This is a genomic window from Legionella moravica DSM 19234 (assembly GCF_000423305.1).
GTDB lineage: Bacteria > Pseudomonadota > Gammaproteobacteria > Legionellales > Legionellaceae > Legionella > Legionella moravica.
The window spans coordinates 42,826-67,998 of record NZ_AUHS01000011.1 but is presented as its reverse complement, the minus strand read 5'-3'; the positions used below and the strand labels follow the sequence as shown (position 1 = coordinate 67,998).

Genomic DNA, 25,173 nt, shown 5'->3' with positions numbered 1-25,173 from the left:
TAATTAATGCATTAATTTAGATTGTGCCAATTTGCAGGAGATTCCTCGCTACGCTCGGAAAGACGTCACATTTTTAATGGAACAGCCGTGACAGATTAACCAGGGTCTGTTGACAATTCAGATTTCTACGTCCCGCGACGTGTTCGCTCGATCCAATTCAATCTTTATAGAAGCAATACGCTCCTTGTTTGCGCGAGATCCCTCGATTCCGCGAACAAGTCGCGGAAAGTAGGCTTGAAAAGAATGAAGCGTCAACAACTCAGGCTGTTGCACATTCCCTTTCGACGTGTTCTATATTTAATAATCGATAATAACGGACAATCCGCTGTTCAGTCAGTGGTTTGCGTTGATCATCAAGCAAATGAGCATCCAGACCTTCGCTCAATTGTCGTGCTGTGTCTAACATTATTGCAAAGCGCTCTGAGTCTATGCTTGGATTTTTAGAGGTTTGCATGAAAAGACATAACCCACGCACACTAAATGCGCCTATATTCTGTAAATCAAACACTCCTGTAGCGGTAGCTGCAGCCAAACTGCAAATGACAGGCCCCTGACCATTAACACTTTGATGGCGATGAAATAAATGTCCTTCACCAAAACGTAATCCCGCTGCGAGCACAGTTTGTAATAACTCATAACCAGCAAATTGTCGGTTTTCTTTAGCCAGTAAAAACATCATTATGGTTGCGGGTGTATCTGCAGTAGACACCTCTGTCTTTCGTTCCGTAGTGTTCTCCTCCTGAGGGATCAATTGAGGCTGAACTGGTCTGGATGCGGTACTTGTTAGTATCTGCGGATCAGACTCTTCATCGTTAACAAAATCAAGCGCACCGCCCACATTTATTTTTCTCACCGCAATAATATCATCATTATAAGGTTGTGCATCATAAGGACTATTCGTTACAGGTCCCAATGACGGTTGATACTGCTCTGGACTTAAACTTTGCTTTCTTGCTTTCATTAAGCGACCGATGGCCACTATAACGCCAATCAACAACAGGACATTAAGAATTAAGCTCCAATTTGCCTGCATAATTTACTCCATAGTCAAAGCGTTTTTCACGTCTACCGCAACCAAACGCGACACTCCAGGCTCACGCATAGTTACCCCAATTAAATGATCTGCCAATTCCATAGTTACCTTATTATGTGTAATAAACAAGAATTGTACGAATTGTGACATCTCTTTCACTAAATCGCAAAATCGCCCCACATTAACGTCATCTAATGGTGCATCCACTTCATCTAACATACAGAATGGTGAAGGATTAAGCTGAAATATTGCAAACACTAATGCAACAGCCGTCATCGCTTTCTCCCCACCGGATAACAAATGAATCGTACTGTTTCGTTTTCCGGGTGGTTGAGCCATTACGACAATGCCCGCTTCCAACAGATTATCACAAGTTAATTCAAGCTGCGCCCTTCCTCCTCCAAATAATCGAGGAAAAAGAGCTTTAAAAGAAGTATTCACTTCATCAAAAGTATTTTCAAGCCGTAAACGAGTTTCTTTATCCATTTTTTCAATGGCCGTTTCCAAAGTGGCCAAAGCTTCACTCAAATCATCATGCTGTTCATCCAGATAGAGTTTTCTCTGCTGTTCCGTGGCAAATTCCTCAATTGCAGCCAGGTTAATAGCCCCAAGTCGTTTTATGCGTTCAGTAATAGCGATCAATTCATCTTCACGCATACTTTGCGTCGTTCCTGCGGGTATGTGCTCCAAAAGAAGCTGGGCCTGCAAACCAAGCTCATCAAGTGATTCCTGAACCGAGCTCGCACGTACCGATAAAGCCTGTTCATCCATACGGGTTTGCCCAATAACATCCTGTATCCGTTTGACCTCCAGATCATGATTTTGGGTCGATTTCTCCAGCGCATCCAATTCCATTCTGATTTGAGCCACTCGCTCACGACTTAAAGTTAATTGCGACTCAAGCTCACCATGCTTCAATAATTGCTCAGCCAATTGCTCTTGCAATTCGGCATCGGGCTCAGCAGATTGCAAACACAACATAGCTAAATGCTCTAATCGTTCCTGCAAAACATCCAGGCGTTCCTGCTCTCTGTTAATGCGATCAGTAACCTGCTGTATTTTGGTAATTTCTCTATCGTATTCCAACTCGGTTTGATGCAACATCTTGCGCAATTCATCAACGTGCTTCTTCTGCTCTGTCACTGAATCCAGCCAGGCTTGTTTTTCTTCAATAACCTGAAGCTGTTGTTGTTCCGCGCTTTGATTTTGGTTTTCCAAATAAATTAATTGTTCATTAAGTCCTAATTGCTCTGTTGCCAAATCTTCAACCAATACCAATAACTCGTCAACTTCCTCAGCTATATTGGTCATAAGCCGTTGAGCGTGTTGTATCGCCTGTTCATTTCCGTCTAATGCCAAGATATTTAATCTTAAAGCTTCATTGCTGGCTTTAAGATTCAACTGATACACCTCAAGATAATTTAAACTTTGTTGCAACTGGGCATGACACTGATCGCGAAGCAACCTGATGGATTCAATCTTTTGCTGCAATTCATCAACAATGACTGCCAGTTCAGCAATTCTTTGCTGTCGGGCGAGCAGTCCCATTTCATCCTGCTCACCAGGATTGACCAGTTTGACCCAACCCTTCCCTAACCAAAATCCGTTAACGGTTACTACAGATTCATGTTCCAGCAGCTCCGGCAACAAATTCCGCGCTTCCTCCAAATGTTCTACAGTATAAATTGAATACAGATTGTTGAGTGAAGCTGGAACCATACCTTTAACTTTATCAGACAATCGTGAATGAACGCTTTGCTTAGCCGACACGGTATTCAGGGTTACGATACTTTCCCCCAAGCGTGCACAATCAGACCACTGCGGCCATAATTCGTCAAAATCATCTAAAACATAAGCGTGCAGGTCCTCTCCCAGCACCATTTCACAAACCGATTGCCACTGCGGTTCAACCTGAAGAATATCCATTAATCTGGATTTGTCTGTCCAGGCCTTAATGCCTTCCTTATTTGTCCTGTTGGCTTGTCTTGCTGCTTTTTGAGTGGCAATTAAAGCAGCATGCTCACTATTTAAACGATGAAATTCATCCTGTAGCTGATGCAATTGCTGTTCTGTTTCCTGTAAATGGATACGATGCTGATTGATTTGTTCATTACCCAATCTTAATTGTTCTTCATCAAACAATTGCGTTTCTTTCAATTTTATTTGCTTGTGTTCCAAATCACGTTTGCTTTCCTGCAAATTCTCAAGGGAAATAGAGTGTCGTTCCGACTCCAGCTTTTCCAAGCGAAGCTGAGTTTGCTGACGCCTTTGTTCCAAATGGTGTAAATTGAGCTGGGTTACCTTTAATTCACTTTTTATTGTATTGGTATTGTTTTGAACTTCTTGCCAGCGATGTTCCCATTTCTTTTGTTGCTGTTGAGCATCCTGCAGCTCCAGATCCTTCTCTTTAAATTCACTCTTTAACTTCTCTAAATCAATCTCAAGATTCTGAGCACTTTGCTGGCAATTGAGTAATTCTTCTTTATCTCGTTTTAATTGGCCTTCAGCAATCTGCCAATCCTCCTGCATTTGTTGCCTGTCCTGCTCAAGACGCTTTTTATCTCGCTCTTTCTGCTGTAGGGTTTCTTCGAGGCGTGCTATTTCAGTACCTAAATGGTAAAAAGTTTCCTGAATCTGTTGGGACTGCTCATTGGCATCGTGTAATTGCTCATTTAACAGGGTGCGTTCTTTATTCGAACCGGTTAATAAACTTTGTTGTTCCTCATAACGAACCGCCCAATCATGAAGTTCACGCTGTTTGATTAATTGTTGTTCTGTGAATTCCTGCCATCTGAGCGCCAGTATTTCAGCCCGGCACAATTGTTCCTCTTCCTTCAGTACGGTGTAGCGTTCCGCTGCTTTGGCCTGACGCTCCAAACGCTGTAATTGCTTATCCAGTTCTTCTCTGATATCGGCAACTCGAGTCAAATTCTCACGCGTGTGTTCTATACGCTGTAAGGTTTCGCGTCGTCGTTCCTTATATTTTGATACACCTGCTGCTTCTTCAAGAAACGCCCTTAATTCTTCAGGTTTTGCTTCAATCAAACGAGAAATGGTTCCCTGACCAATAATCGAATATCCCTTTGCGCCAGCTCCGGTGCCCAAAAAAATATCGGTGATATCCTTTCTTCGGCATTTGCTGCCATTTAAATAATATGACGAATCACCATCACGGGTCACAATCCGCTTTACAGCAATCTCGCCATAACTGGCAAACGGCCCCGTTAACCGCCCCAAGCTGTTATCAAAAATCAACTCAACGGAGGCCTGGCCTACAGATTTACGATTTGTAGATCCATTGAAGATCACATCGATCATGGATTCACCACGTAAATTTTTTGCCGAGCTCTCTCCCATGACCCATCGTACCGCATCGATAATATTTGATTTGCCGCAGCCATTTGGCCCAACTACGGCTACAAGCTGACTGGGAAAATGAACTACTGTGGGATCTACGAACGATTTAAAACCAGCTAATTTTAGTTGTTTCAAATGCATGGCGATTGCAAAAATAATAAATTATTGACCATTATAACCGAGGTTGGAAGGTATGACTATTTGAGAGCCTGTGGAATTTCAATAATTGCAGTAACGAAAGACAAGATGAGCAATTGACAAACAGTATTATCATTATATAATGCGTCATTCTGCTAATTTATGGATGGACAATGAAACATCAGTTCAATGTGTTACCCAGAATAATATTAACCCTATGTCTAACCCTGTTGTATTCAACACCTATATTTTCAGAACCACCAAACCTCAGCCTGGTCAGAAAAGATGTAGTCAATTACCATGACTCTGGACTTTATTACAAAGATTTGGAAAATAAAATAAAACAAGCGCAACAATACATTGTTGAACAGGCGAAACTTCACAAAAACAATAAATCATCCAATAAACTGGCGTTGGTGCTTGATATAGATGAAACCAGTCTGTCCAATTACGATAAAATGGTCACTCGTGATTTTGTTGGGACCAAAGAAGAGATACATCAAGAAATTATGGCTGCAAATGCCAAGGTCATCAAACCAATGTTAGCTCTATACAATACTGCGTTAAAACAGGGCATAAAAGTATTTTTCGTTACAGGCCGACATGAATCAGAGCGTAATGCCACGCAAATTAATCTGACTAAAGCCGGTTATAAACAATGGGCAGGCCTTTATCTCCGCCCCAAAAACTATTCACACTCTTCGATTATACCGTTTAAAGCGAAAGCACGAGAAGATATAACCAAACAAGGGTATACAATCATTGCAACTATTGGTGATCAATACAGTGATATTCGTGGTGGCTATGCAAAAAAAGGATTTAAATTACCCAATCCGTTTTACTACCTGCCCTAATCCAATAATTAAAGATCCCTCGCCCTGGCGAGGGACCTGTCATTCTAAAGTACTACTCTCTAAGCGTTTTTTGCTTTTAAACGTACAGCCATTACTTCCATAGCCAAGAACTTGACGTAATCGTAAGTAACATAATAATCGCCTTGATCTCCTGCTAGTTTTGACCAGGAGTTACGTAGAGTAAACACACCACGATTCACATGACCCTCATTATCGGTTACTTCAAGATCATCATCATATCCAGTGATAACCAATTCGTGGCCTGCATAAATGTTTCCATTCATGGCATCCGTCACAATTTCAGGAGTTAACATCCAGGTGTCATTATAAGCACGGTTAGTACCAACAGCCCCGGCATCACCCACATAAACATCCAACAACATACCCACAGTCAGGCGATTACCTTTAGCCAGTTCTTCTTTAATTTGGAACACAACGTCATTCATATCTCTTTTAGCAGAAAATGACTCTTCATCCTGTAAAAGAGCTTCCCAACTAATGAGATTGGATACTGGAATACTATGAGCCAAAAATTCACTATCAGACATTGGCTTGCCTTCATTGGTTTCTTCTTGTAATGGATACTCTTTAACACCGGCACAACCGTTTAATTTTTGATGGTTTTTGCTGATGATGCCGTAATCAGAAATTTGTTGTAGAACCCATGATCCATAAGAACCATTCCACCCACTGGCTTGAGCCTTGTCATGAATTGCTAAATAACTACCTAATTCCAGGCTGCATAATTGGCTGATGTAATCACCTGCACCCAAAGTAGCATCCAGCGCGGCAGTGACGGCAAAAGTAACACAACTTCCATGGTAGCCTTGATCCAATACTGGAGTTAATTGCATTCCTACATTAACTTTTCTTGGTAATTCAGAAGCAAAAGATGCAGAGGGTACAGCATTTTTGGGATATTGTGACAATTGATCATGCAAATAGGATTTTGCATTCGCTGACAGTTCGTATTTTGGCAGTTTGAATTTCAGAGTTTTAGTAACACCGCTAAGATTTTTAGGGGTGATATTCACGTCAACTTCACCCTTTAGATTCACCTGGCTGGCAAAGGCCAGTGAAGTAGATAACGACAAAACAGCTAAATTAATCAATTTATTCATAAATAATATCCCTATAGTTAATTCTCTAGCATCATATCAAGAGCAAAACTAAATGCAACCAATAATCAGAATGCAATTTTCGCAATATCATAGAGTTTTCAGGCTATTCATCCATGAACAATCAAACACCCAACAGATCACGAGCAAGTTTGTTTGTGTTCGGATATAATGACAGTCCGTACTACATTTAAGGTGTAATAAAATGCGTCATTTTCTTTCATATTTCTTAATTGCATTACTGTCTTTTGGACTGGTCATTAATGAGGCGTCAGCAAAACGCTTTGGCGGCGGAAGAAGTTTTGGTGTACAACGATCGCAAAGCAGCCTTTTTTCATCCCATAAACCACAAAATACGGCTTCAATGGGACAAAAAGCCAATAAAAGCAAATGGGGAGGTATGTTAGGTGGACTTTTAGTTGGGGGGCTTTTAGCCAGCCTGTTCATGGGGCATGGTCTTGCGAATGGACTGATGACCTGGTTAATCCTCGGCTCAGTGATCTTTTTTGTAATCAGTTTTTTACGCAGAAGAATGCAGCCAGGATTTCAATCGTCTCAATCGAATGCCTTCAGGCAGAATTCATTTAATCATTTTACTCAACCTAATTCAGACAGCAGTAGTAACAGCCCTCATTTCACCTCAAATCCTGTCGACTTTGTTTCAGAAAGCTTTTTACGTAATGCCAAAGTTAATTTTATTCGCCTACAGGCTGCGTATGATTCAAAAAACCTTCAAGATATTCAAACCTTCACTACTCCTGAAGTGTTCGCTGAAATAAAAATGCAACTTGAAGAGCGCGGTGACGAACCTAATAAAACAGAAGTCATTAATCTCAATGCTGAACTACTTGATGTCTCCAAACAAACGCTGTCTACAATTGCCAGCGTTCGGTTTACAGGATCAATAAAAGAAAATGATGAAGCAATCGCGCCACTTGATGAAATCTGGCATTTTTATCAATTCACAAACAGTAAAGCATGGGTTGTTGGTGGAATCCAGCAAGAAGTTTATCAACCTTAATCAGACTGAATACTGCTGCTTGTTTCATGAATAGAGCACTGCCCAGGGCAGTGCTCGCCGACCATATAATTAACTCGGTTTATGGCTTTGCTTTATCAATCAACGCCTCAATTTCATCCAGTTTTTTAGAGGAATCGGTTGAATGCACATAAAAGAAGGAGTGATTAAGAGCCAGGTTAATCCCCCCTTTGACAATCAATCCCAAACCCACAGAAATAATTCCAATAACCAGATTAATCAAAAATTCAGACCACCCTCTGTGTTTATCCAAAATTTTACGCGCATCAATTATCTGACGATCACAGTTCTTTTTAAAAGTTCTGTAAGTTTCTATTGTGGGATGACTAAAATATTCATCTCCTTCTGTTTTTAACGCGTGATGCAGGTTTAGTACTGCACCATAAGCATCATTCAAAGCATGAAAAGCGTCCTGCTGCTGAAGGGGATTGATTCTGTCCCGACGACATTTTAAATTCACGCCTTTGTTGAGAAGCAGTTGAAGATGCTGATTAAATCTCTTCTCTTGTGGTGATTGTTCTCGAATCGGGGTAGTATTTCCTTTTCGTAGGCCTTTAGCTTCAATAGAATGCCCTGGGACAGAGTGTCTTGACAAAAAGTGCTCTTCAACCTGTTTTTGGCTACTCTGGTGCTCAAGCATACGTTCATCTCGTTGCCGCCTTGTATCACTGAGCGTCATCGGTTGAGATAGGTTGGGATTTAAAAAATCAATACCATTGCTAGATAGTTGAATGGTCTCATTGGGCTTAAATACGTTAATTACTGGATGTAACTCAGGGCGATGTACCTTGGCTGTAATAACATGTACATCTTTTGCAGCCATCCCTGTCCCTTCATCAAAGGTGATTTTATTATCAACAATCGCATTTAAACCAAAACGATTAAAGAGCTGATCAGTGGCCAAAATTGTCGTACTTACTCCCCGCTTCGCAAACTCGCGTACTAATCTATAAGCAAAACTGGCAGCCTTCCCTTGACGGCTAAAAGCACCGTAGCAAATACACAATAAAATAGTAACGCTATTACCCATTTTTAGACCAGACTCCATGGCGGAACTTGCAATTTCATGTGGGCTGCGATTTATTTTTGGATTAATCGAAATGATGTCTTCCTGCGATTGTAAACTAATATAGTTTCCACTCACTCCATAACCTGCTTGATTCCCATGGCCAGTAATAACGATTAACCCATTATCACCAATATGATTTTTTAATATCTTATTCGCTGCTTCACGATTATCCTTTGATCGTAAAACCAGGAATGGAGACCTAAGCGCAACAGCCATTGCAAATCCAGTATGCCCATCACCTGAATACTGTAAACCAGGCTTACTTTTCGCATAACTCTGTACTTCTTCAGATGTTAGTGCGATTTTTTCGTTATCAAGACTTTGGATGCTCATTACCGCAATTGTTCTGACCTGATTCTGTTGATTTAAAAGTTTGAACTGTTGCCAAATCAACCTTCCAGGTGCTCGGATTATCTTGTGAAGAGGATCCCAGACAAGTTCAAAATAATCCTTTAGCGAACAGGCTTCTGTAATCGTTGTTTTAAAATAGTTGCATAATTTAAATTCGTCCTCATCTGATTTGGGAGGTAAAACTAAAGAATGTTTGAAACTCTGTCTGTCTTCGCTGGGTATATCAAAGACAAAATATCCATTAATGCTCGAGTTGCGAACAATAAACGGTACCGAAGAATTATTTTGTAAAAATTCTACCGCCCGTTCACGATTCATTTCGTATTGAAAAACAGATGAAGGTATATTCAGATTTAATTTATCGAGTTCACTTTCCAACCGTTTTCTAGCCACTTCATCAGGCATTACAACAACCTCTGAACAGATGCAAATCAACCCTTAATTGCAACAAATTTAAACAACGAATAAACCCAAAGAACTAAAGCAGTTAAGATTTGTACGAAGCATCGTGTAGATTGCAATCAAATGATCCACGATTTAAAAGCAATCAGTGGATCATTTTTTCAGGTGACCATAGGGGATATTATCAACGGGAGCTAACAATATTTAACATCAATGATCTCATAATCCACCATTCCCCCTGGAGTATTCACAGTGACTGTGTCATCCAACTCTTTACCGATCAAAGCACGACCAATTGGGGAACTGTAGGATATTTTATTTAATTTGATATCAGCCTCATCTTCGCCAACTATTTGGTACGTTAATTCAGCATCGGTTGCCAGATGGCATATGGTCACTGTTGCCCCAAATACAACTTTCCCATTGTTGGGTAATTTGCTGATATCAATAATCTGCGCATGCGACAATTTTGCTTCAAGATCCTGAATTCGTCCCTCATTAAAACTTTGCTGTTCGCGAGCCGCATGATATTCCGCATTTTCTTTCAAATCACCATGAGCCCTGGCAGTTGCAATAGCCTCAACGATACGAGGACGATCGACGAATTTTAAACGTTGTAATTCTTCTTTAAGTGCTTCAGCACCTTGTACTGTCATAGGATGTTTACTCATATCCACCTCTAATGTAAATCCTGTAATCGAGTTACTGTTTCCCTATCTTCATATTTCATCGCCAGACAAGCAGCCTCGGCTCCTGATAATGTCGTAGTATAACTAACCTTATGCTGTAACGCATTGCGTCGAATAGCAAATGAATCCGCAATGGCTTGCTTGCCTTCAGTTGTATTCACAATAAAATCAATTTCATTATTCTTTATAAAATCCAACACGTGAGGTCTGCCTTCAGCTACTTTAAAAACTCGTCGGCAGTCTACGCCTGCTGCTTGCAGCGCCAAAGCCGTACCACGTGTCGCTATAATTTCAAATCCCAATTCAATTAATCGTTTAGCTATCTCCCCCACGCGGGTTTTATCCGCATCTCGAACAGAAACAAAAGCACGGCGTCGTTTAGCTATGTTACAACCGGCTCCCAGCTGCGCTTTAGCATAAGCCTGACCAAAACGCTTGGCAATACCCATAACCTCACCAGTTGATTTCATTTCTGGGCCCAGGATGGAATCGACTCCAGAAAATTTTATAAATGGGAACACAGGTAATTTAATTGAATAAAACGAAGGCATGTGATGATTTTGTGTTAAACCCTGCTCTTTCAGACTAATACCCACTTTACACAATGCGGCAATTTTAGCTAAGGGTAATCCTGTAGCCTTCGAAACAAAAGGTACTGTTCTTGAAGCCCTTGGATTCACTTCCAAAACATAAATATCATCCGCCTGAATCGCAAATTGAGCGTTAATCAAACCGACTACTCCCAATTTTAGAGCCATTTGCCGCATTTGTTCCATTAAATCTTGCTGCACAACCACACTGATACTAAACGGTGGCAAAGTACAGGCAGAATCACCTGAATGAATGCCTGCTTGTTCTATGTGTTCCATTATAGCGCCAATTAATACCTCTTTGCCGTCACAGACCGCATCAATATCAACTTCTATGGCATCATTTAGAAATTTATCCAGTAAAACTGGGGAATCATTAGAAACGGCGACAGCATGCGATAAATAGTGGCGCAAATCATCTTCATGATAGACAATCTCCATGGCTCTGCCCCCAAGAACATAAGAGGGCCGTACAACCAATGGATAGCCAATACGATTGGCCAATTCAATAGCCTCAGCTTCACTTCGTACAGTGCCGTTATCCGGCTGATGCAGCTTTAATTCATTAACGAGCTGCTGAAATCGTTCTCTATCTTCTGCCATATCAATGGCATCAGGAGAAGTTCCAATGATTTTTACCCCGTTGGCTTCAAGATCTCTAGCCAGTTTTAGCGGAGTTTGTCCACCGTAATGCACGACAACACCATCTGGTTGTTCCACATCCACTATGGATAGAACATCTTCAAGGGTTACTGGTTCAAAATACAGGCGATCCGAAGTATCAAAATCGGTAGACACGGTTTCAGGATTACAGTTAACCATAATCGTTTGATAACCCGCCTCTCGCAAAGACATCGCGGCATGTACACAGCAATAATCAAATTCGATACCCTGTCCTATGCGATTGGGACCTCCACCGAGAATCATGATTTTTTTCTTATTGCTTTCTGGTCGAGCTTCACAACTGCCTGCATAGCAGGAGTATAAGTAGGCTGTATCACTGGGAAACTCACCAGCACAAGAATCAATCCGCTTATAAACAGGAATAACACCTAATTCAACACGACGTGTCCTGACCTGTGCTTCGGTGCAATACATTAATTTGGCCAAGTAGGCATCAGCAAATCCGCGATGCTTTAATAATCCAAGGGTTGCTTTATCCAACTCATGAATGGATTTTCCAAAAACAGAACGCTCTAATTGAACCAGCTCTTCAATCTGTGCCAAAAACCAGGGATCAACACGGCTTTCCATATGAATCTCTTCAAGAGAAAGCTTTTGACGGAATGCGTCTGCGATATACCAAAGTCGATCAGGAGTAGGCTCACGCAGATGTCCTCGTAACCGGGCCATATCTCCTTTTTGAAATAGAGAATGTAAACCGCATCGCCCTATTTCCAAACCACGAATGGCTTTTTGTAACGATTCCTGGAAATTGGAGCCTATTGCCATCACCTCGCCCACAGATTTCATTTGAGTAGTTAAGGTATTGGGCGTTTGCGGGAATTTATCAAAATTAAACCGTGGGATTTTGGTTACGACATAATCAATACTCGGCTCGAAGGACGCAGGAGTTTTACCGCCTGTTATTTCGTTTTTTAATTCATCAAGTGTATAACCAACAGCTAATTTGGCAGCCACTTTGGCGATTGGAAACCCGGTTGCCTTCGAAGCCAGAGCAGAACTTCGTGATACCCTGGGGTTCATTTCGACGACAAGCATGCGCCCGTCTTCTGGATTTATTGCAAATTGTACGTTGGAGCCGCCGGTATCCACACCAACTGCCCTCAATACTTTTATTGCGGCATCCCTCATCCGTTGATATTCTTTATCGGTAAGTGTCTGAGCTGGAGCGACCGTAATCGAGTCGCCAGTATGCACCCCCATAGGATCAAGGTTTTCTATGGTACATACAATGATGCAGTTGTCCTTTTTATCGCGGACCACTTCCATTTCATATTCTTTCCAACCGAGAACGGATTCATCAATCAACAACTCATGCGTTGGAGAAAGCTCCAGGCCTCGGGTACATATTTCTTCAAATTCTTCACGATTATAAGCAATCCCACCCCCACTGCCGCCCATGGTAAATGAAGGGCGAATAATAGCAGGGAAACCTAAACGCGCCTGAACCTGAATTGCTTCCTCCAAACTGTGGGCAATAGCGGATCGGGGCATATCCAGGCCGATTTTTATCATCAGCTGACGAAATTTTTCTCTATCCTCTGCTTTGTCTATTGCTTCTCGTGTAGCGCCGATCATTTCAACAGAGTATTTGGCTAAAACTCCTTCTCGTACCAGATCCAGAGCGCAATTCAATGCAGTTTGTCCGCCCATAGTGGGCAATAAAGCATCAGGCCGTTCTTTCTCAATTATTTTTTCAACTTCTTTCCAACGCACAGGCTCTATATAAGTCGCATCAGCAAGCTCAGGATCCGTCATGATGGTTGCTGGATTTGAATTAACCAATATCACCCGATACCCTTCTTCCTTCAAAGCACGCACTGCTTGAGTACCTGAGTAATCAAACTCACATGCTTGTCCAATAACAATGGGACCGGCTCCAAGAATCAGGATCGATTTAATATCAGTTCGTTTTGGCATAGTGGCAACAAAAAAAAGAATAAAGTGATCTATTTTACCGAGTTTTGCCTAAAGATTATACCCTTATCTAACACTCTTTCAGTTAATTTCTCAAACTATGTCCTATTTTGAGCAAACTCATCATCTCACTTTACTGTACTCACTCAAGAGAACCGTCTGTAAGCCTGCTTCAGTCAACGATAAATATTTGTAATGAGTGTCAGCTGTTGTACGTTCCAGCCATTCATTGGCAATGCAAATATCGGTTAATTTATGCGCAGCCTCTAAAGAAATTTGGGTGCCTTTCTTTTGCGATAATTTGTCCACAGCCTGTTGATCAATGCTTAGAAAAATTTTATCGCGCGTCACACTGTGCTCTTTCATTTCATCGTAAAATAAGTGCAAAATATCCAGTTCATTCATCATGAATTCCATCTTTTGAGATAATTGTTCTCTGTTTACACAATATTAGACCGAAACAGGGAAATTTCAAATTTAGGCTACTCCATCAGGCAGGACCGTCATCTCGGGTCCTGTTTCGAACAAATGCCAATGTAAATTGCAATCTGATTTGGACCTGAATACAATTCAAAATCACTTTGAAAGGCTCGTTTATAAAAATCATTATTCTGAAAATAAGTCCATATACGCTCCCAGGTCTGAACAACACAGTCTGGAAAGGCGCCCTGAGATTCAAAAACAAGATAGCTTCCTTTCATTACCTCAACCTGGTTTAACTCCAAAACATTGGTTTCATTTGAACTGTCAAGACCAGCAGTTACGTTATAGTGGCCCATTTCATCCGATTCATAATGTGAATACACTCCGAAAATCGGTTCATTTTCTAAACGATGGGAAATTATTTGAGTAAGTCCGGAAGAAAAAAACTGCTCCCACAGTAACGGTAACCTGGCCTTTTCAGGGTTGAACTCATCGCTGTTTTTTGTACGCACACTGAAACCGGCTACCTTGAAACCATCGACTTCCACCCTTCTCGGTTCTTCATTAATCATCCTAATTCTCCTGATAACAAAACAATACATAACCTGAACCAGGGTCTGTTAACCATTGCGCCCATAGCCTACGTTACGCACATAAAGCGCGAGAAGTAGGGGCAAATAGATAAACTGTCAACAGGCCCTAATTTTGATGCCTAAAAATTAAACTCAATATTCATCGCCTGAGCAATCAGCTTCACATCGTGATTACTGATTAATAACAATCCAAATCGCAGTTGATATCCCCAATTTCTTCGTTCCCGGGTCCATTCAAGTTCATCCAGATAGGGAGCAATAAATGCCTCTGTAGCCTTATACCAGTCAACATCCCGTCTAAAGGGATAAAATCCATTACCCATATCAACTTGATAGACCTCTCCTCTCGCTACTGTTCCTATAGCAGTAAAGGCCTGAAGTTTATCTGCTCCACCAAAACTGACTGTAGGCGAATAATAAAGAACGGTATCACCCGGATGAACTCGCTTTAACGGTGCTTTCTTACCATGACAAACCTGCATAAATCCTGATTCGCGACCACGACGCACATGCTCAGCTGAAGCTACTGCCAACCAATTTTGACTCATGAAAAACACTCCTGATGTGGTTAAAGCTTCCCCGAATCAAGGGATAAAAGGAAAGTAAATAAAGGTATTTAGATAAACTAAATGACTGAATTAATAATTCCTTGCACCAAAAGATTGGGAGTTATTAACCCAGTGTACGAGATATTAATGACAGAATATGTCAGTAATGATTGATGGATTATTGAACGGGAATACCTTGTTGCTCACGCCATTTTTTCAAAAGTGTTTGACGCCTGGCGGGATAGCGAATATCCAGGCGGGTTATCTTGATTATTCTGTCCGTTCGAAAATGACGAAATTCCTGTCGAAGTTCACACCAGGCAATGACTATACGAACCTGTTCAAAAAAACCCAAAGCAAAAGGCCAGATAATTCGCTCACTTAATTGTTCACTACTGTCTTTATAGGAGATTAACAATTTACACTCGCCCCGAATCACCTTTCTGATCGTCGCCAACTCTTCATCACCTGCTGAAAGGGTATTGGCTGGGCCCACCAATAAACCGGAGGCATCCAGCTGATGTCGTAAATCGTCAGGAAGTACAGCAGCTATCTTGGCCAAAGCATTCTTTGCTGCCGAACTTAATTGGCTGTCCGTGCGTTTCGCAACCCATCGAGAACCAAGAACCAAAGCTTCGATTTCATCCTCTGAAAACATTAATGGCGGCAACATAAATCCGGGGCGTAACACGTATCCTAATCCTGGTTCTCCATCAATGCTGGCGCCTTGCGCCTGTAAGGTAGCAATATCACGATAAAGAGTTCGCAGGCTTACACCTAACTCTTCGGCCAGATTTGCGCCCCTCACTGGATATCGATGCCGGCGCAAAATCTGGATTAACTCAAATAATCGGTCTGTACGGGACAAGGGTATACCTTATTCAGTTGTAACTTACTGCCATATTATGTCAGCAAGTTACACAATTATCCATGCACTTTCATTGTTTAGCCAATGTTTAAGGCAAATAACCAATGCTGGCAGAACCCAAATTATTGAGGGTCGAGATGGAACGATATTGAAATAATCCCCAATAACCAACCCGCATCATTCTTGATTTGATGCGGGCATGTTGATTGCGAAACTGAAGATAGGTGTAGATTCAATCAAGTGCTGGTCACTTATTCAGCCAACCCCGATTGTTCTCTGATGACTTCATAGATGCCGCTCCAGTCTTTATGCGCCATACCATTCGCTAAAGCAGAAATAAATCGGGATTTAATCACGTTTCCTAATTCAGGTACCACACCAGCCCGGGCGAAGGCCTCCTGAAAAATAGTGATGTCCTTGTTTCCACCTATCATGTCAAAATTCACCTCATCAAAATTACGCTCCTGAATCTTATCAACATAAAGTTGGAACGCAGGATGGCCATAAATCTGGTGTAGGCTCATTTTTACAAATTCACTTTCAAGACCACTTTTTTCTGCAAAGACATATAATTCGCTAATAAGCTCCAATGCTGTTGCCAAACTGTAATTGAGACATATTTTCATTGTATTTGCTGCTTTAATATTATCCCCAAGACATATGACTTCAGTTGAAAAGGATTTGAGTAAAGGAATAATGACTTCCAGATTTTTATCAGCCCCAGCACAATAAGCAGTAACCCCACCTTTTTGAACTACTTTAGGTATGCCCAGAACCGCAGCTGAAACAAAATGACTGTTATTAGCTTCATGCAATTCTTTAAGCAGTACTGATGTGTCAGGTAATATTGTTGACAAACACACATGAATTGCTTTTGATTTAAAATGGTGCACAGAATCATGAACCATATCAAGAACCGCCTGATCATGTAATAAACAACTCATCACCACATCGGCATCTTGTACTGCTTGAATGAGGGAATCAGCATATCTGGCACCCAATTTAACAAGCGGCAGGGCTTTTGAGGGGGTTCTGTTATATACGGTAACAGAATAACCTGCATGCAACAGGCGCTCGACCATTGCCGATCCCATTTTACCCAGACCGATAAACGAAACATTCATACCAAACTCCTTTTCAGTAAATTCTATTGTTTAATATTCCTATGTCACAACAACGAATTATCTGCTAAAAATAGGCAGTGTAGCCTTTCTATAATAAAATACTGATCACGATTCAAAAGGTATCATTGATTGTAGTCAAACATTCTGCTTAAAGAATAGATTAAGGATGGGTAGATGTCTAAAAAAGATTATTGGGTTTATATCCTTCTCTGTGACAATCAATGTTATTACACGGGTTATACTGATAATCTGGAAAAACGTTTTTTATCCCATGTGAACGGCACTGGCGGATGCAAGTATACCCGTAGCTTTAAACCACTCCATATTGCTCAATGCTGGATAATAGATGGAGATAAGTCTTTCGCCATGAAACTGGAGCGTGAAATTAAGAAAAAGTCCCGTCAACAAAAATCGAAACTCATACAGAACCCCTCATCACTGTCAACCGATCCACGAGTTCAAGCATTCAAGCCTATTCCATTCAGAAACAACTCTCCCGCCTGAGTCATTGGCACTTCGTTATAATTGGATTATTTATGGATTCACGGATTATAAAATGATACATTATGCGTTAAATTTGACTGGTACTCCACCTAAAGAACCCATACAGCCCAAGCTTAAATTCATACGGTTCATCTGCTGGTATTTAACGAGTGCAATCCTGAATGCAAGAAATAGATGTCATCATTATAGGCGCTGGTGCAGCCGGCTTAATGTGCGCCATTGAAGCCAGTAAACGTTCCCGCCGCGTCATTATCCTGGATCATGCGAATAAAGCAGGAAAAAAAATATTAATGTCAGGAGGGGGACGCTGTAATTTTACCAATTATTACATTGAGCCAGACAAATATTACTCAAACAATCCACATTTTTTTAAATCGGCTCTGTCACGGTACACCCAATGGGATTTTATAAATCTGGTCAAAAAACACAACATCCCATTTCATGAAAAAACCTTGGGTCAATTATTTTGCGACAATAAATCAAAAGATATTGTGGACATGTTGCTTTCAGAATGCGAGCAATTCAAAGCCGAAATTCATTTAAATACTTCTATTGAAAAAATACAAAAAACGGATGACCGGTGTTTTAAGGTAAATACCAGTCGTGGAACTTTTCAATGCCATTCCCTGGTGATTGCCAGCGGCGGACTGTCCATCCCAACCATGGGAGCCAGTCCATTCGCCTACAAGGTTGCTGAGCAATTTAACATAAAAGTATGGCCAACTCGCGCAGGGCTGGTCCCGTTTACTCTAGATGTACACGATAAGGAACGAATTTCAGTACTTTCAGGTATTGGTGTCGATAGCATAGTATCAAATGAACGAAACCAATTTCGTGAGCATGTTTTATTTACTCATCGTGGACTAAGCGGCCCAGCAATTTTACAACTCTCTTCCTACTGGAACCCTGGCGAACCAATCCATATCAATATGGTACCAGAGCATGAACTCCTTGAACGCTTAAAAGAAGCTCGGGTTGAAACACCACAAAAGCAATTGAATTCCATATTGTCCCATTTCTTACCCAAACGAGTAGTCGAAGTCTTTATTCCTAAACATCAGGCACAAACAAAATTGTCGGAAATGTCAAACAGGGATTTGGAGTCTGTAACTCATCTGATTCAAAGCTGGATAGTCAAACCCAATGGAACTGAGGGTTACCGTACTGCTGAAGTCACCATAGGCGGGGTTGATTGTCATGCCCTATCGTCAAAAACGATGGAAGCAAATGAAGTCGCAGGGCTGTATTTTATAGGTGAAGCAGTGGATGTAACCGGTTGGCTGGGAGGGTATAATTTTCAATGGGCCTGGTCCTCTGGTTGGGCGGCGGGTCAAGCAGTATAAGCTCCCCCTGCCAATATTAATAAGAATTCAGGTTGATATTAATGAAGGATCATTATAGTCTGGACATTATTAATTATATTAAACAGTGCGTTCTGGTACGATTTAATTAATGCATCAAAATACTTTAAATGATTTAAAGCATTAGGCTCAGTGCACTTAACGCTAGCTTGCGTCAAAATGGGTTTATTTTTGAGCACTGAAGCGGGGCATACATCAGTATGTGAGCATCGAAGCGCAAAAATAAGCTCAATTTGGCCGAGATAATAATAGATAAGTGCGCGGAACCTAGCGTTCAAGGAGAGAATTATGCCTGGCCCCTTCAACAAATTCAGTTTTGAAGAATGCAAACACGCTATCGAAGCATTTTTAAACTATTCCCAAACCCAGGGAATCGATAAATTAGTCTCGCTTAGCGATCTCATTATGTACTACATGAAACAACCTCACCCCAATACTCTTTTAGGAGAAAGCTCAGAAGAGTCTGTTATTGCGGTTAAATACATAAGCTCCTGTAAAACTCAGCAAACACGCTCAAATTTCCTTTATGCATTAACCGAAGCATGTTATCGGCATGCACCACACGAACCGATCGAGACTATGTTGTTTCATATCAGTTATCCGGTCCAAATTGTCGCGACTTTTCATTATGAAGCCATAACAAAACCCGATGATCCCATTCGCTTTACTGCTGATTTGGACACCATAGCTCAACTAAGCACTGAGCAACAAACCATTTTGTTATTTTGCCTCCGAGTATTCGCGCCGGAGTTAACCATCTTTGGCAATTTTGTTTACGAGCAATCCGGTGCAGCCAATTTGGCGGAATTAAACAAAATAGTACATGCCCTACCGGTCTGTAGCTCATTGACTTATGAAAAAAATGAATTAGGTCAAATGGGGTCAGAAGAAATGGCCGTATTCTTGAATAGCGTCAATAAATCTTCCCAATTAATCCTGGATCATGCCAATCTGGATCAATGGAGTGAACAATATTGGAGCGCATTTGTTGCAAAGGTAGAGCACAATCAATCGCTCACCTCCTTGAGCCTTAATAAGACATCTCTAAAATCCTGCTGCCTTAATCCACAAAAATTTCAATGCATCCTTAAATTAATTGCCCTCCCTCATTTAAAAGAATTGTACCTTCATAACAATTTATTAGGGAGGTTGCCTGTTGGTTTATTCGAACAACTCCGTGAAGCAATACAAAAATCACCCATTGCTCATATAGGATTAAGGCATATTCCACAAGAAAACAAGGGAGCAGCCAGCATCAGCGGAATGTTTGCACACTCGAGCCAGAATGACGAAGCGATTTTTAAATATCAGCTGGATGAAACTCTCCCTCTGACCAGTGAAAATACTACCATTGCTGAAACAAGATACCGCGTCTGACCCTGTCTTTGCAGTATTTCAATCGTTCCATAATCTTTGGGGCATGTCATTGCCCCTTAAACTTGAAAGCCCATATACTACCCAATACCTCATGCAAGGCGATGGAAAAATAGGCCAGATTGTATGCATTAGGTATAATCAATTTGCCCCAACTGTCGGTACTCCAGAAAAAAGTAAAGTCAGTGGGTGCTGCGATGGGGTGAAGACCTTGTTTTTGACATAAAGCCATTGCTCGAGGCATATGAACCGCGGAGGTTACCAAATAAAAGGGTTCCTGATTGACAAGAGGTACTAATTCTCGAGCCTGATCTGCCGTGTTAATGGAATGAGTTTCCAAAACCACTTTTTGATCCGGGATGGAAAACCAGTGAGCTAATTCTGCCAAAAGCAATGCTTCGGGTTGATCGCCTGCAGATCCGCCACCCGACAAAATCAGCTTCGCATTAGGCAATGTTCTCAGCAGTCTTATCCCCTCAATCAACCGCTTCATACTCGCAGAGGACAATAAATCATTAGGAGGAAAACCCGAAGCCTGAGTTTGACCACCACTTAAAACAACAACCCACCCAACCTTGGGATCGGCTTCAGTCACCAATGGGTACCGCGACTCCAGAACATACGTCATGTATCGTGGCAACCACCCCGTACTGATTACGATCAGTATCAGTAGCACTAAAAGCAAAGTTCTGCGAACAAACAAAAGATGAGAACGAAACCAAAGCCAATAAGCACAGACTCCCAATAACACCAAACACAGAAAAAAAGGGTTAATGAGCAATTCAATCAAATGCCTGATTAGCGCCATTATTTCACTCGCCTCATTAAATAAAATCCAATCAAGGCAAAAATAACAGTAGGCCCTAAGGCGGCGATTTCCGGTGGCCATTGGAATACCAGACTCACCGGTCCAAAAAATTGATTCAGAATGTGAAATGCAAATCCAACCGTTGCTCCAACCAATAATTTGGATCCCATCGTAGAAGAACGGAGAGGACCAAAAATAAAAGGAATTGCCAATAACATCATCACCATAGTGGTTAGCGGTTGAATGATTCTTTGCAGAAAGGCAATCTTGTAATTTTGCGCATTTTGCTGGCTACGCTTTTGTTCACGCAAATAACGGTTCAATTCATGCAGCGTCATTTCATCAGGATTGGAACCTGTAATTTCCAATATTTGTGGTTTAACCGGAATATCCCAAGGGAGCGAAACCAATCGGCTGGCCTTGGTGTGATCTGCAGCAAATTCAGTTTGAGTCACATCATAAGCCATCCAGAAATGGTTGGCATATCGTACTTCCCTCATTTCTCGGGCAAGCAGCAAATGATGCTGCTCGTCAAATCGAAATTGATATACATTCTGTAATACGTTATCGGGCTGAACTGACGATATGGATATAAAGTCATTACCATAACGCAACCATATTCCTTTAGGCGTCCGTAATGTTTGCCCGCCACTTATTGCTGCCATTTTATAATCATTGGCATAATGCGACATCATTGGCGTTAATACTTCACCTAAGACAGTAACCAAAATCACAACAACTATAGATGCTTTTAATACACCAGCAGTTATTTGTCCAATAGATACTCCAGCCGCGCGCATGACGACCAACTCACTATGACTGGCCATAAGGCCCAAACCTATCAGGCAACCCAGCAGGCTGGCCATAGGAAAGAACAGATACACCTGATAGGGCATTTGCAAAAAGACAAAAACTGCGGCTTGGGCAATTCCATAATCCACACGCCCCAACTCATCAAGCTGATTAACAAATAAAATAAATACTTGTAATCCTGCCAGCATCAGGGTAACCAAACCTATCGCCGAGAGAACCGTTTTAGCAATATAACGATCAATTAATTTCATAATTATGCCAAGTTCACCTGATTACGCCAGATTAAAAACAGCCCCAAAAATACCACTGCAAGATGAATCCAGCTCATGCCTATCCATAAAGGTATTGTTCCGGACACTATTGCGTCACGAGCAACAAACATAAAATTGGCATACAAAATATAAATAACAATAGCCGGCAGAAGTTTTGCATATTTACCGCTTCGAGGGCTAACCCGACTTAAGGGAACAGCCACGAATGTTAACGCTAGAACCATCACAGGAATGGATAATCGCCACTGAAGCTCCGCTGCTTTCTCCCGATCGGGATTATTAAATGGTAATAAACTGGCGGTTTTAGCCGTTCGAATGTCTTCATTAATTCGCACTATTGGATGAGGTAGCCGTGATTTATAATCGGCAAATCGAGCCACCTGATAGTCAGCATGTCCGGGTATTCCCTGATATTCTTTTCCATTCTGTAACACGATGTATTCCTCACCAGTATCGGGGTCCATTTCAGCGAATGCTTTATCAGCCCAGAGTATATCCCATTGAATCCTGCCATCCTTGACTGAGTTTTTTGCAAGAAATACCTGTTCTGCTTTGGTATGTTCACGATTCATTGATTGGACATAAAACACTTGCTGACCGCCGTTAATGGCATGGAATCGTCCCGGCATAATGGTTTGAATTAAGGTTTTTATTCCGGTTGATCTCAGCAGCTTCGCTCGTTCGGTAGCAATCAAAGGACTTGCAAACACCATAACTCCGGCAACAATAATTGCCACAACAAGAGCCATGATAAAACTGTGTTTTAACAGCTGATTCGGGCCGTAACCGCAAGCAACCATCACGGTCATTTCGCTTTCTGCATACAATCGACCGTATGCCAAAAGTACTGCAATATAAAATCCTAACGGCAGAAGCAATCCCATCAAATTGGGCATTTCCAACATCATTAACTTCATAATAATCACTCCAGGTATATTTCCTGAAGCAGCTCGATTCAAATATTGAACAAACTGGTTGCTCATAAAAATCAGCATTAAAATTGCAGTTAATGAAACTAAAGTTAAAAATACTTCTTTGGTTAAATAACGAAAAATTATCACTCAGTACCCCTATCGTGAGGATGATGGATGCGGTTCCAATGTTCAGGATACCATAAAGGCATAGTCTCATGATAATTCAAAGGACACTATTTAACCTAAAATCACGATAAAATGTTGGTTTCATTGCTTGAATAGATTAGGTAAACTAAGCCTCTTTAAGTGGCAACAGGAGCTCACGATGAATTACGGACTCATTCAAAACCCCTCACTCACGATCAGTGAGTGTCTTGTTCTGGGTATTTTTTCCGATGCAGAACTACCCGATTACGCAATAAATCTAGATAAAGAACACGATGGAGTTATTACCAGACTTAGCCAGAGAGCCACAGAACCGGGTGATGCAGTATGGCAGATGGATGTTCAAGGACAGAGTCTATTAGTGGTTCAATTCGGCAAAAAAAACGAGTTTAAATCGACAGTCCTGCAAAAACGAATCACTGAAATAACGGATGAGTTAATCAAAAAACGCTTCTCATCAGCCCTGCTTTGTCTGCCTCAGTTAAATAATCAATCTGCGGAATGGCAATTAGAGCAAATGATAGTGCAAATCGACAATATTCGCTATCAACTTCTTGATTTCAAAAAGAAAAATCCAAAATCACACAAATTAGAGTCCATTAGCTTTTATTTGCCTGGAGCAAGGGAGAAATCATTGGAGTTAGCAAAAGCCATTGTTTCTGGCGTTGAAATGACAAGACATCTTGCAAACATGCCAGCAAATATCTGTACGCCAACTTATCTTGGTGAGCAGGCACTTGAGTTGGCCAAACAATTTGATTCAATGAGCTGTAAGGTTATGGGACCTGATGAAATGCGTGCCATGGGAATGGGGCTCCTGCTGGCCGTATCGCAAGGCAGTAATGAACCGCCAAGATTTATCGACCTTCATTACAAAGGAGCTGGTGATGCCGCGCCTATTGTACTGGTGGGTAAAGGAATTACTTTTGATTCAGGTGGACTCTCCATCAAACCGGCCAATGCAATGGATGAAATGAAATATGATATGTCCGGCGCAGCCAGTGTCCTGGGCACATTAAAGGCCTGTGCTCTGTTAAAACTTCCTGTTAATGTGATAGGTCTCATTGCCAGCGCTGAAAATATGGTGAGTGGCGCAGCGGTTAAGTCAGGGGATATCGTTACCAGTATGTCTGGACAAACCGTTGAAATTATTAATACCGATGCAGAGGGACGTCTTGTTTTGGCAGATGCACTCACTTATGCAGAACGATATCATCCAGAATTTGTACTTGATATTGCTACCTTAACTGGTGCCATGATAGTCGCTCTGGGTTCTATCGCTACAGGTTATATGACCAAGGATGATGAACTGGCTAAATTATTGGAACAGGCCGCCATTGAAAGTCAGGACAAAATTTGGCGCATGCCTTTAGATGATGCATATCAGGAAGCATTGGACAGTCCTCTGGCCGATATGATTAATGCCAGTTTTGATCGTACTGCAGGAAGCATTACTGCCGCCTGTTTCTTGTCTCGATATACTGAAGGCTATCGATGGGCACATTTGGATATTGCTGGTACATCCTGGGTATCCGGAAAAAAACGCAATGCTACAGGCAGACCCGTTCCTTTACTTACTCAGTTGATACGCCATGTCGCCAATTCGCGTTGATTTTTATTTATTAACCAGTGACCAGCCCGATGCAAAATGGCTGGTCGCATGTCGCCTTCTGGAAAAAGCCTACGCCAGAGGACATCGTGTTTTTGTTTCTTGTGACAACAGACAGGATGCGGAACACCTTGATGAATTGTTATGGACATTTCGAGATGACAGTTTCATTCCTCATAACCTGCAGGGCGAAGGTCCAGAGCCTCCTCCCCCTATTCAGATTGGTTATGATAAAGAACCCAGAGGATTTAATGACATTTTGTTAAATATGGGGAGTGCTATTCCTCTTTTTCATGGAAAATTTAAACGAATAATGGAACTGGTTTCTAACATAGAAGCTGAAAAAGAATTAAGTCGTTTGCACTATAAGGAATACAGAGCCAAAAAATATGAGTTACATACACATCCTATTGGGTCTTAAAACGATCTTCATCAATCCGAATGCAATGAAGAATATCCTGAATCTGGCACAGTGGCAGCTTCTGGAGATCCTTCGCGACGCTCAGGATGAGGTTTTTTTAATGGGATGGTCGTGCCCGGATAACAATACACCTCT

General features: G+C 41.4%; 21 protein-coding genes. 7 read left to right on the top strand and 14 right to left on the bottom strand.

Features of this window, described 5'->3' with window-relative positions:
• Positions 1-259 precede the first annotated feature (259 nt).
• Both zipA and smc read right to left on the bottom strand, forming a co-directional pair.
• On the bottom strand, positions 260-1,033 hold the full coding sequence (gene zipA / locus G543_RS0102765; protein WP_028383172.1) for a cell division protein ZipA: 774 nt from the start codon (positions 1,031-1,033) through the stop codon (positions 260-262).
• A 3-nt stretch (positions 1,034-1,036) separates the two neighbouring features.
• Positions 1,037-4,531, bottom strand: a complete 3,495-nt coding sequence (gene smc, locus G543_RS0102760; protein WP_028383171.1) for a chromosome segregation protein SMC — start codon at positions 4,529-4,531, stop codon at positions 1,037-1,039.
• Between the two features lie 170 nt (positions 4,532-4,701).
• On the opposite strand from smc, the gene G543_RS0102755 reads away from it, so the two are divergent.
• Complete coding sequence (locus G543_RS0102755; RefSeq protein WP_028383170.1) at positions 4,702-5,382, top strand: HAD family acid phosphatase; 681 nt, start codon at positions 4,702-4,704, stop codon at positions 5,380-5,382.
• 59 nt (positions 5,383-5,441) lie between these two features.
• On the opposite strand, the gene G543_RS0102750 is transcribed toward G543_RS0102755, so the two are convergent.
• Positions 5,442-6,503: a C1 family peptidase gene (locus G543_RS0102750; RefSeq protein WP_028383169.1), complete on the bottom strand. Its 1,062-nt coding sequence runs from the start codon at positions 6,501-6,503 to the stop codon at positions 5,442-5,444.
• 202 nt (positions 6,504-6,705) lie between these two features.
• Between G543_RS0102750 and G543_RS0102745 the strand changes: the two genes are divergently transcribed.
• Positions 6,706-7,521 carry a Tim44 domain-containing protein gene (locus tag G543_RS0102745; protein WP_028383168.1) on the top strand — a complete coding sequence of 272 codons (816 nt, stop codon included), beginning with the start codon at positions 6,706-6,708 and terminating at the stop codon, positions 7,519-7,521.
• Positions 7,522-7,600: 79 nt separating this feature from the next.
• Here the strand turns inward: G543_RS0102745 and G543_RS18275 are convergent, their stop codons facing one another.
• The 8 genes from G543_RS18275 to G543_RS0102705 all read right to left on the bottom strand — a co-directional run bounded on the left by G543_RS18275 (position 7,601) and on the right by G543_RS0102705 (position 16,797).
• Positions 7,601-9,364, bottom strand: a complete 1,764-nt coding sequence (locus G543_RS18275; RefSeq protein WP_051190555.1) for a hypothetical protein — start codon at positions 9,362-9,364, stop codon at positions 7,601-7,603.
• A 191-nt stretch (positions 9,365-9,555) separates the two neighbouring features.
• Positions 9,556-10,032 carry a transcription elongation factor GreA gene (gene greA, locus G543_RS0102735; protein WP_028383167.1) on the bottom strand — a complete coding sequence of 159 codons (477 nt, stop codon included), beginning with the start codon at positions 10,030-10,032 and terminating at the stop codon, positions 9,556-9,558.
• 8 nt (positions 10,033-10,040) lie between these two features.
• Positions 10,041-13,244 carry a carbamoyl-phosphate synthase large subunit gene (gene carB, locus G543_RS0102730; protein ID WP_028383166.1) on the bottom strand — a complete coding sequence of 1,068 codons (3,204 nt, stop codon included), beginning with the start codon at positions 13,242-13,244 and terminating at the stop codon, positions 10,041-10,043.
• Positions 13,245-13,364: 120 nt separating this feature from the next.
• On the bottom strand, positions 13,365-13,646 hold the full coding sequence (locus G543_RS0102725) for a hypothetical protein (protein WP_028383165.1): 282 nt from the start codon (positions 13,644-13,646) through the stop codon (positions 13,365-13,367).
• A gap of 98 nt (positions 13,647-13,744) precedes the next feature.
• Positions 13,745-14,236, bottom strand: a complete 492-nt coding sequence (locus tag G543_RS0102720) for a GyrI-like domain-containing protein (RefSeq protein ID WP_028383164.1) — start codon at positions 14,234-14,236, stop codon at positions 13,745-13,747.
• A 140-nt stretch (positions 14,237-14,376) separates the two neighbouring features.
• Positions 14,377-14,805 carry an EVE domain-containing protein gene (locus G543_RS0102715; RefSeq protein WP_028383163.1) on the bottom strand — a complete coding sequence of 143 codons (429 nt, stop codon included), beginning with the start codon at positions 14,803-14,805 and terminating at the stop codon, positions 14,377-14,379.
• A gap of 178 nt (positions 14,806-14,983) precedes the next feature.
• A complete protein-coding gene (locus G543_RS0102710; RefSeq protein WP_028383162.1) occupies positions 14,984-15,673 on the bottom strand; it encodes a helix-turn-helix transcriptional regulator in 690 nt (229 codons plus the stop codon).
• Positions 15,674-15,924: 251 nt separating this feature from the next.
• Positions 15,925-16,797, bottom strand: coding sequence for an NAD(P)-dependent oxidoreductase (locus tag G543_RS0102705; RefSeq protein WP_028383161.1), 873 nt, complete (start codon positions 16,795-16,797; stop codon positions 15,925-15,927).
• A 174-nt stretch (positions 16,798-16,971) separates the two neighbouring features.
• Here G543_RS0102705 and G543_RS0102700 point away from each other — a divergent pair, with 174 nt between their 5' ends.
• The 3 genes from G543_RS0102700 to G543_RS0102690 all read left to right on the top strand — a co-directional run bounded on the left by G543_RS0102700 (position 16,972) and on the right by G543_RS0102690 (position 20,039).
• Positions 16,972-17,301, top strand: a complete 330-nt coding sequence (locus G543_RS0102700) for a GIY-YIG nuclease family protein (protein WP_028383160.1) — start codon at positions 16,972-16,974, stop codon at positions 17,299-17,301.
• Between the two features lie 161 nt (positions 17,302-17,462).
• Complete coding sequence (locus G543_RS0102695; protein WP_028383159.1) at positions 17,463-18,644, top strand: BaiN/RdsA family NAD(P)/FAD-dependent oxidoreductase; 1,182 nt, start codon at positions 17,463-17,465, stop codon at positions 18,642-18,644.
• Between the two features lie 306 nt (positions 18,645-18,950).
• Entirely contained in the window at positions 18,951-20,039 is a 1,089-nt protein-coding gene (locus G543_RS0102690; protein ID WP_028383158.1) for a leucine-rich repeat domain-containing protein, read from the top strand.
• Between the two features lie 46 nt (positions 20,040-20,085).
• Here the strand turns inward: G543_RS0102690 and G543_RS0102685 are convergent, their stop codons facing one another.
• Genes G543_RS0102685 through lptF form a run of 3 tightly spaced genes read right to left on the bottom strand, consistent with a single transcriptional unit; the run spans position 20,086 to position 22,990 of the window.
• Positions 20,086-20,844, bottom strand: a complete 759-nt coding sequence (locus G543_RS0102685) for a YdcF family protein (protein WP_028383157.1) — start codon at positions 20,842-20,844, stop codon at positions 20,086-20,088.
• A complete protein-coding gene (gene lptG / locus G543_RS0102680) occupies positions 20,844-21,908 on the bottom strand; it encodes an LPS export ABC transporter permease LptG (protein WP_420795216.1) in 1,065 nt (354 codons plus the stop codon). Before lptG ends, G543_RS0102685 begins: the two co-directional genes overlap by 1 nt.
• A gap of 2 nt (positions 21,909-21,910) precedes the next feature.
• Complete coding sequence (lptF, locus tag G543_RS0102675; RefSeq protein WP_028383155.1) at positions 21,911-22,990, bottom strand: LPS export ABC transporter permease LptF; 1,080 nt, start codon at positions 22,988-22,990, stop codon at positions 21,911-21,913.
• 178 nt (positions 22,991-23,168) lie between these two features.
• Between lptF and G543_RS0102670 the strand changes: the two genes are divergently transcribed.
• Positions 23,169-24,620, top strand: a complete 1,452-nt coding sequence (locus G543_RS0102670; protein WP_028383154.1) for a leucyl aminopeptidase — start codon at positions 23,169-23,171, stop codon at positions 24,618-24,620.
• On the top strand, positions 24,601-25,038 hold the full coding sequence (locus G543_RS0102665) for a DNA polymerase III subunit chi (RefSeq protein ID WP_028383153.1): 438 nt from the start codon (positions 24,601-24,603) through the stop codon (positions 25,036-25,038). Before G543_RS0102670 ends, G543_RS0102665 begins: the two co-directional genes overlap by 20 nt.
• Positions 25,039-25,173: the final 135 nt, after the last annotated feature.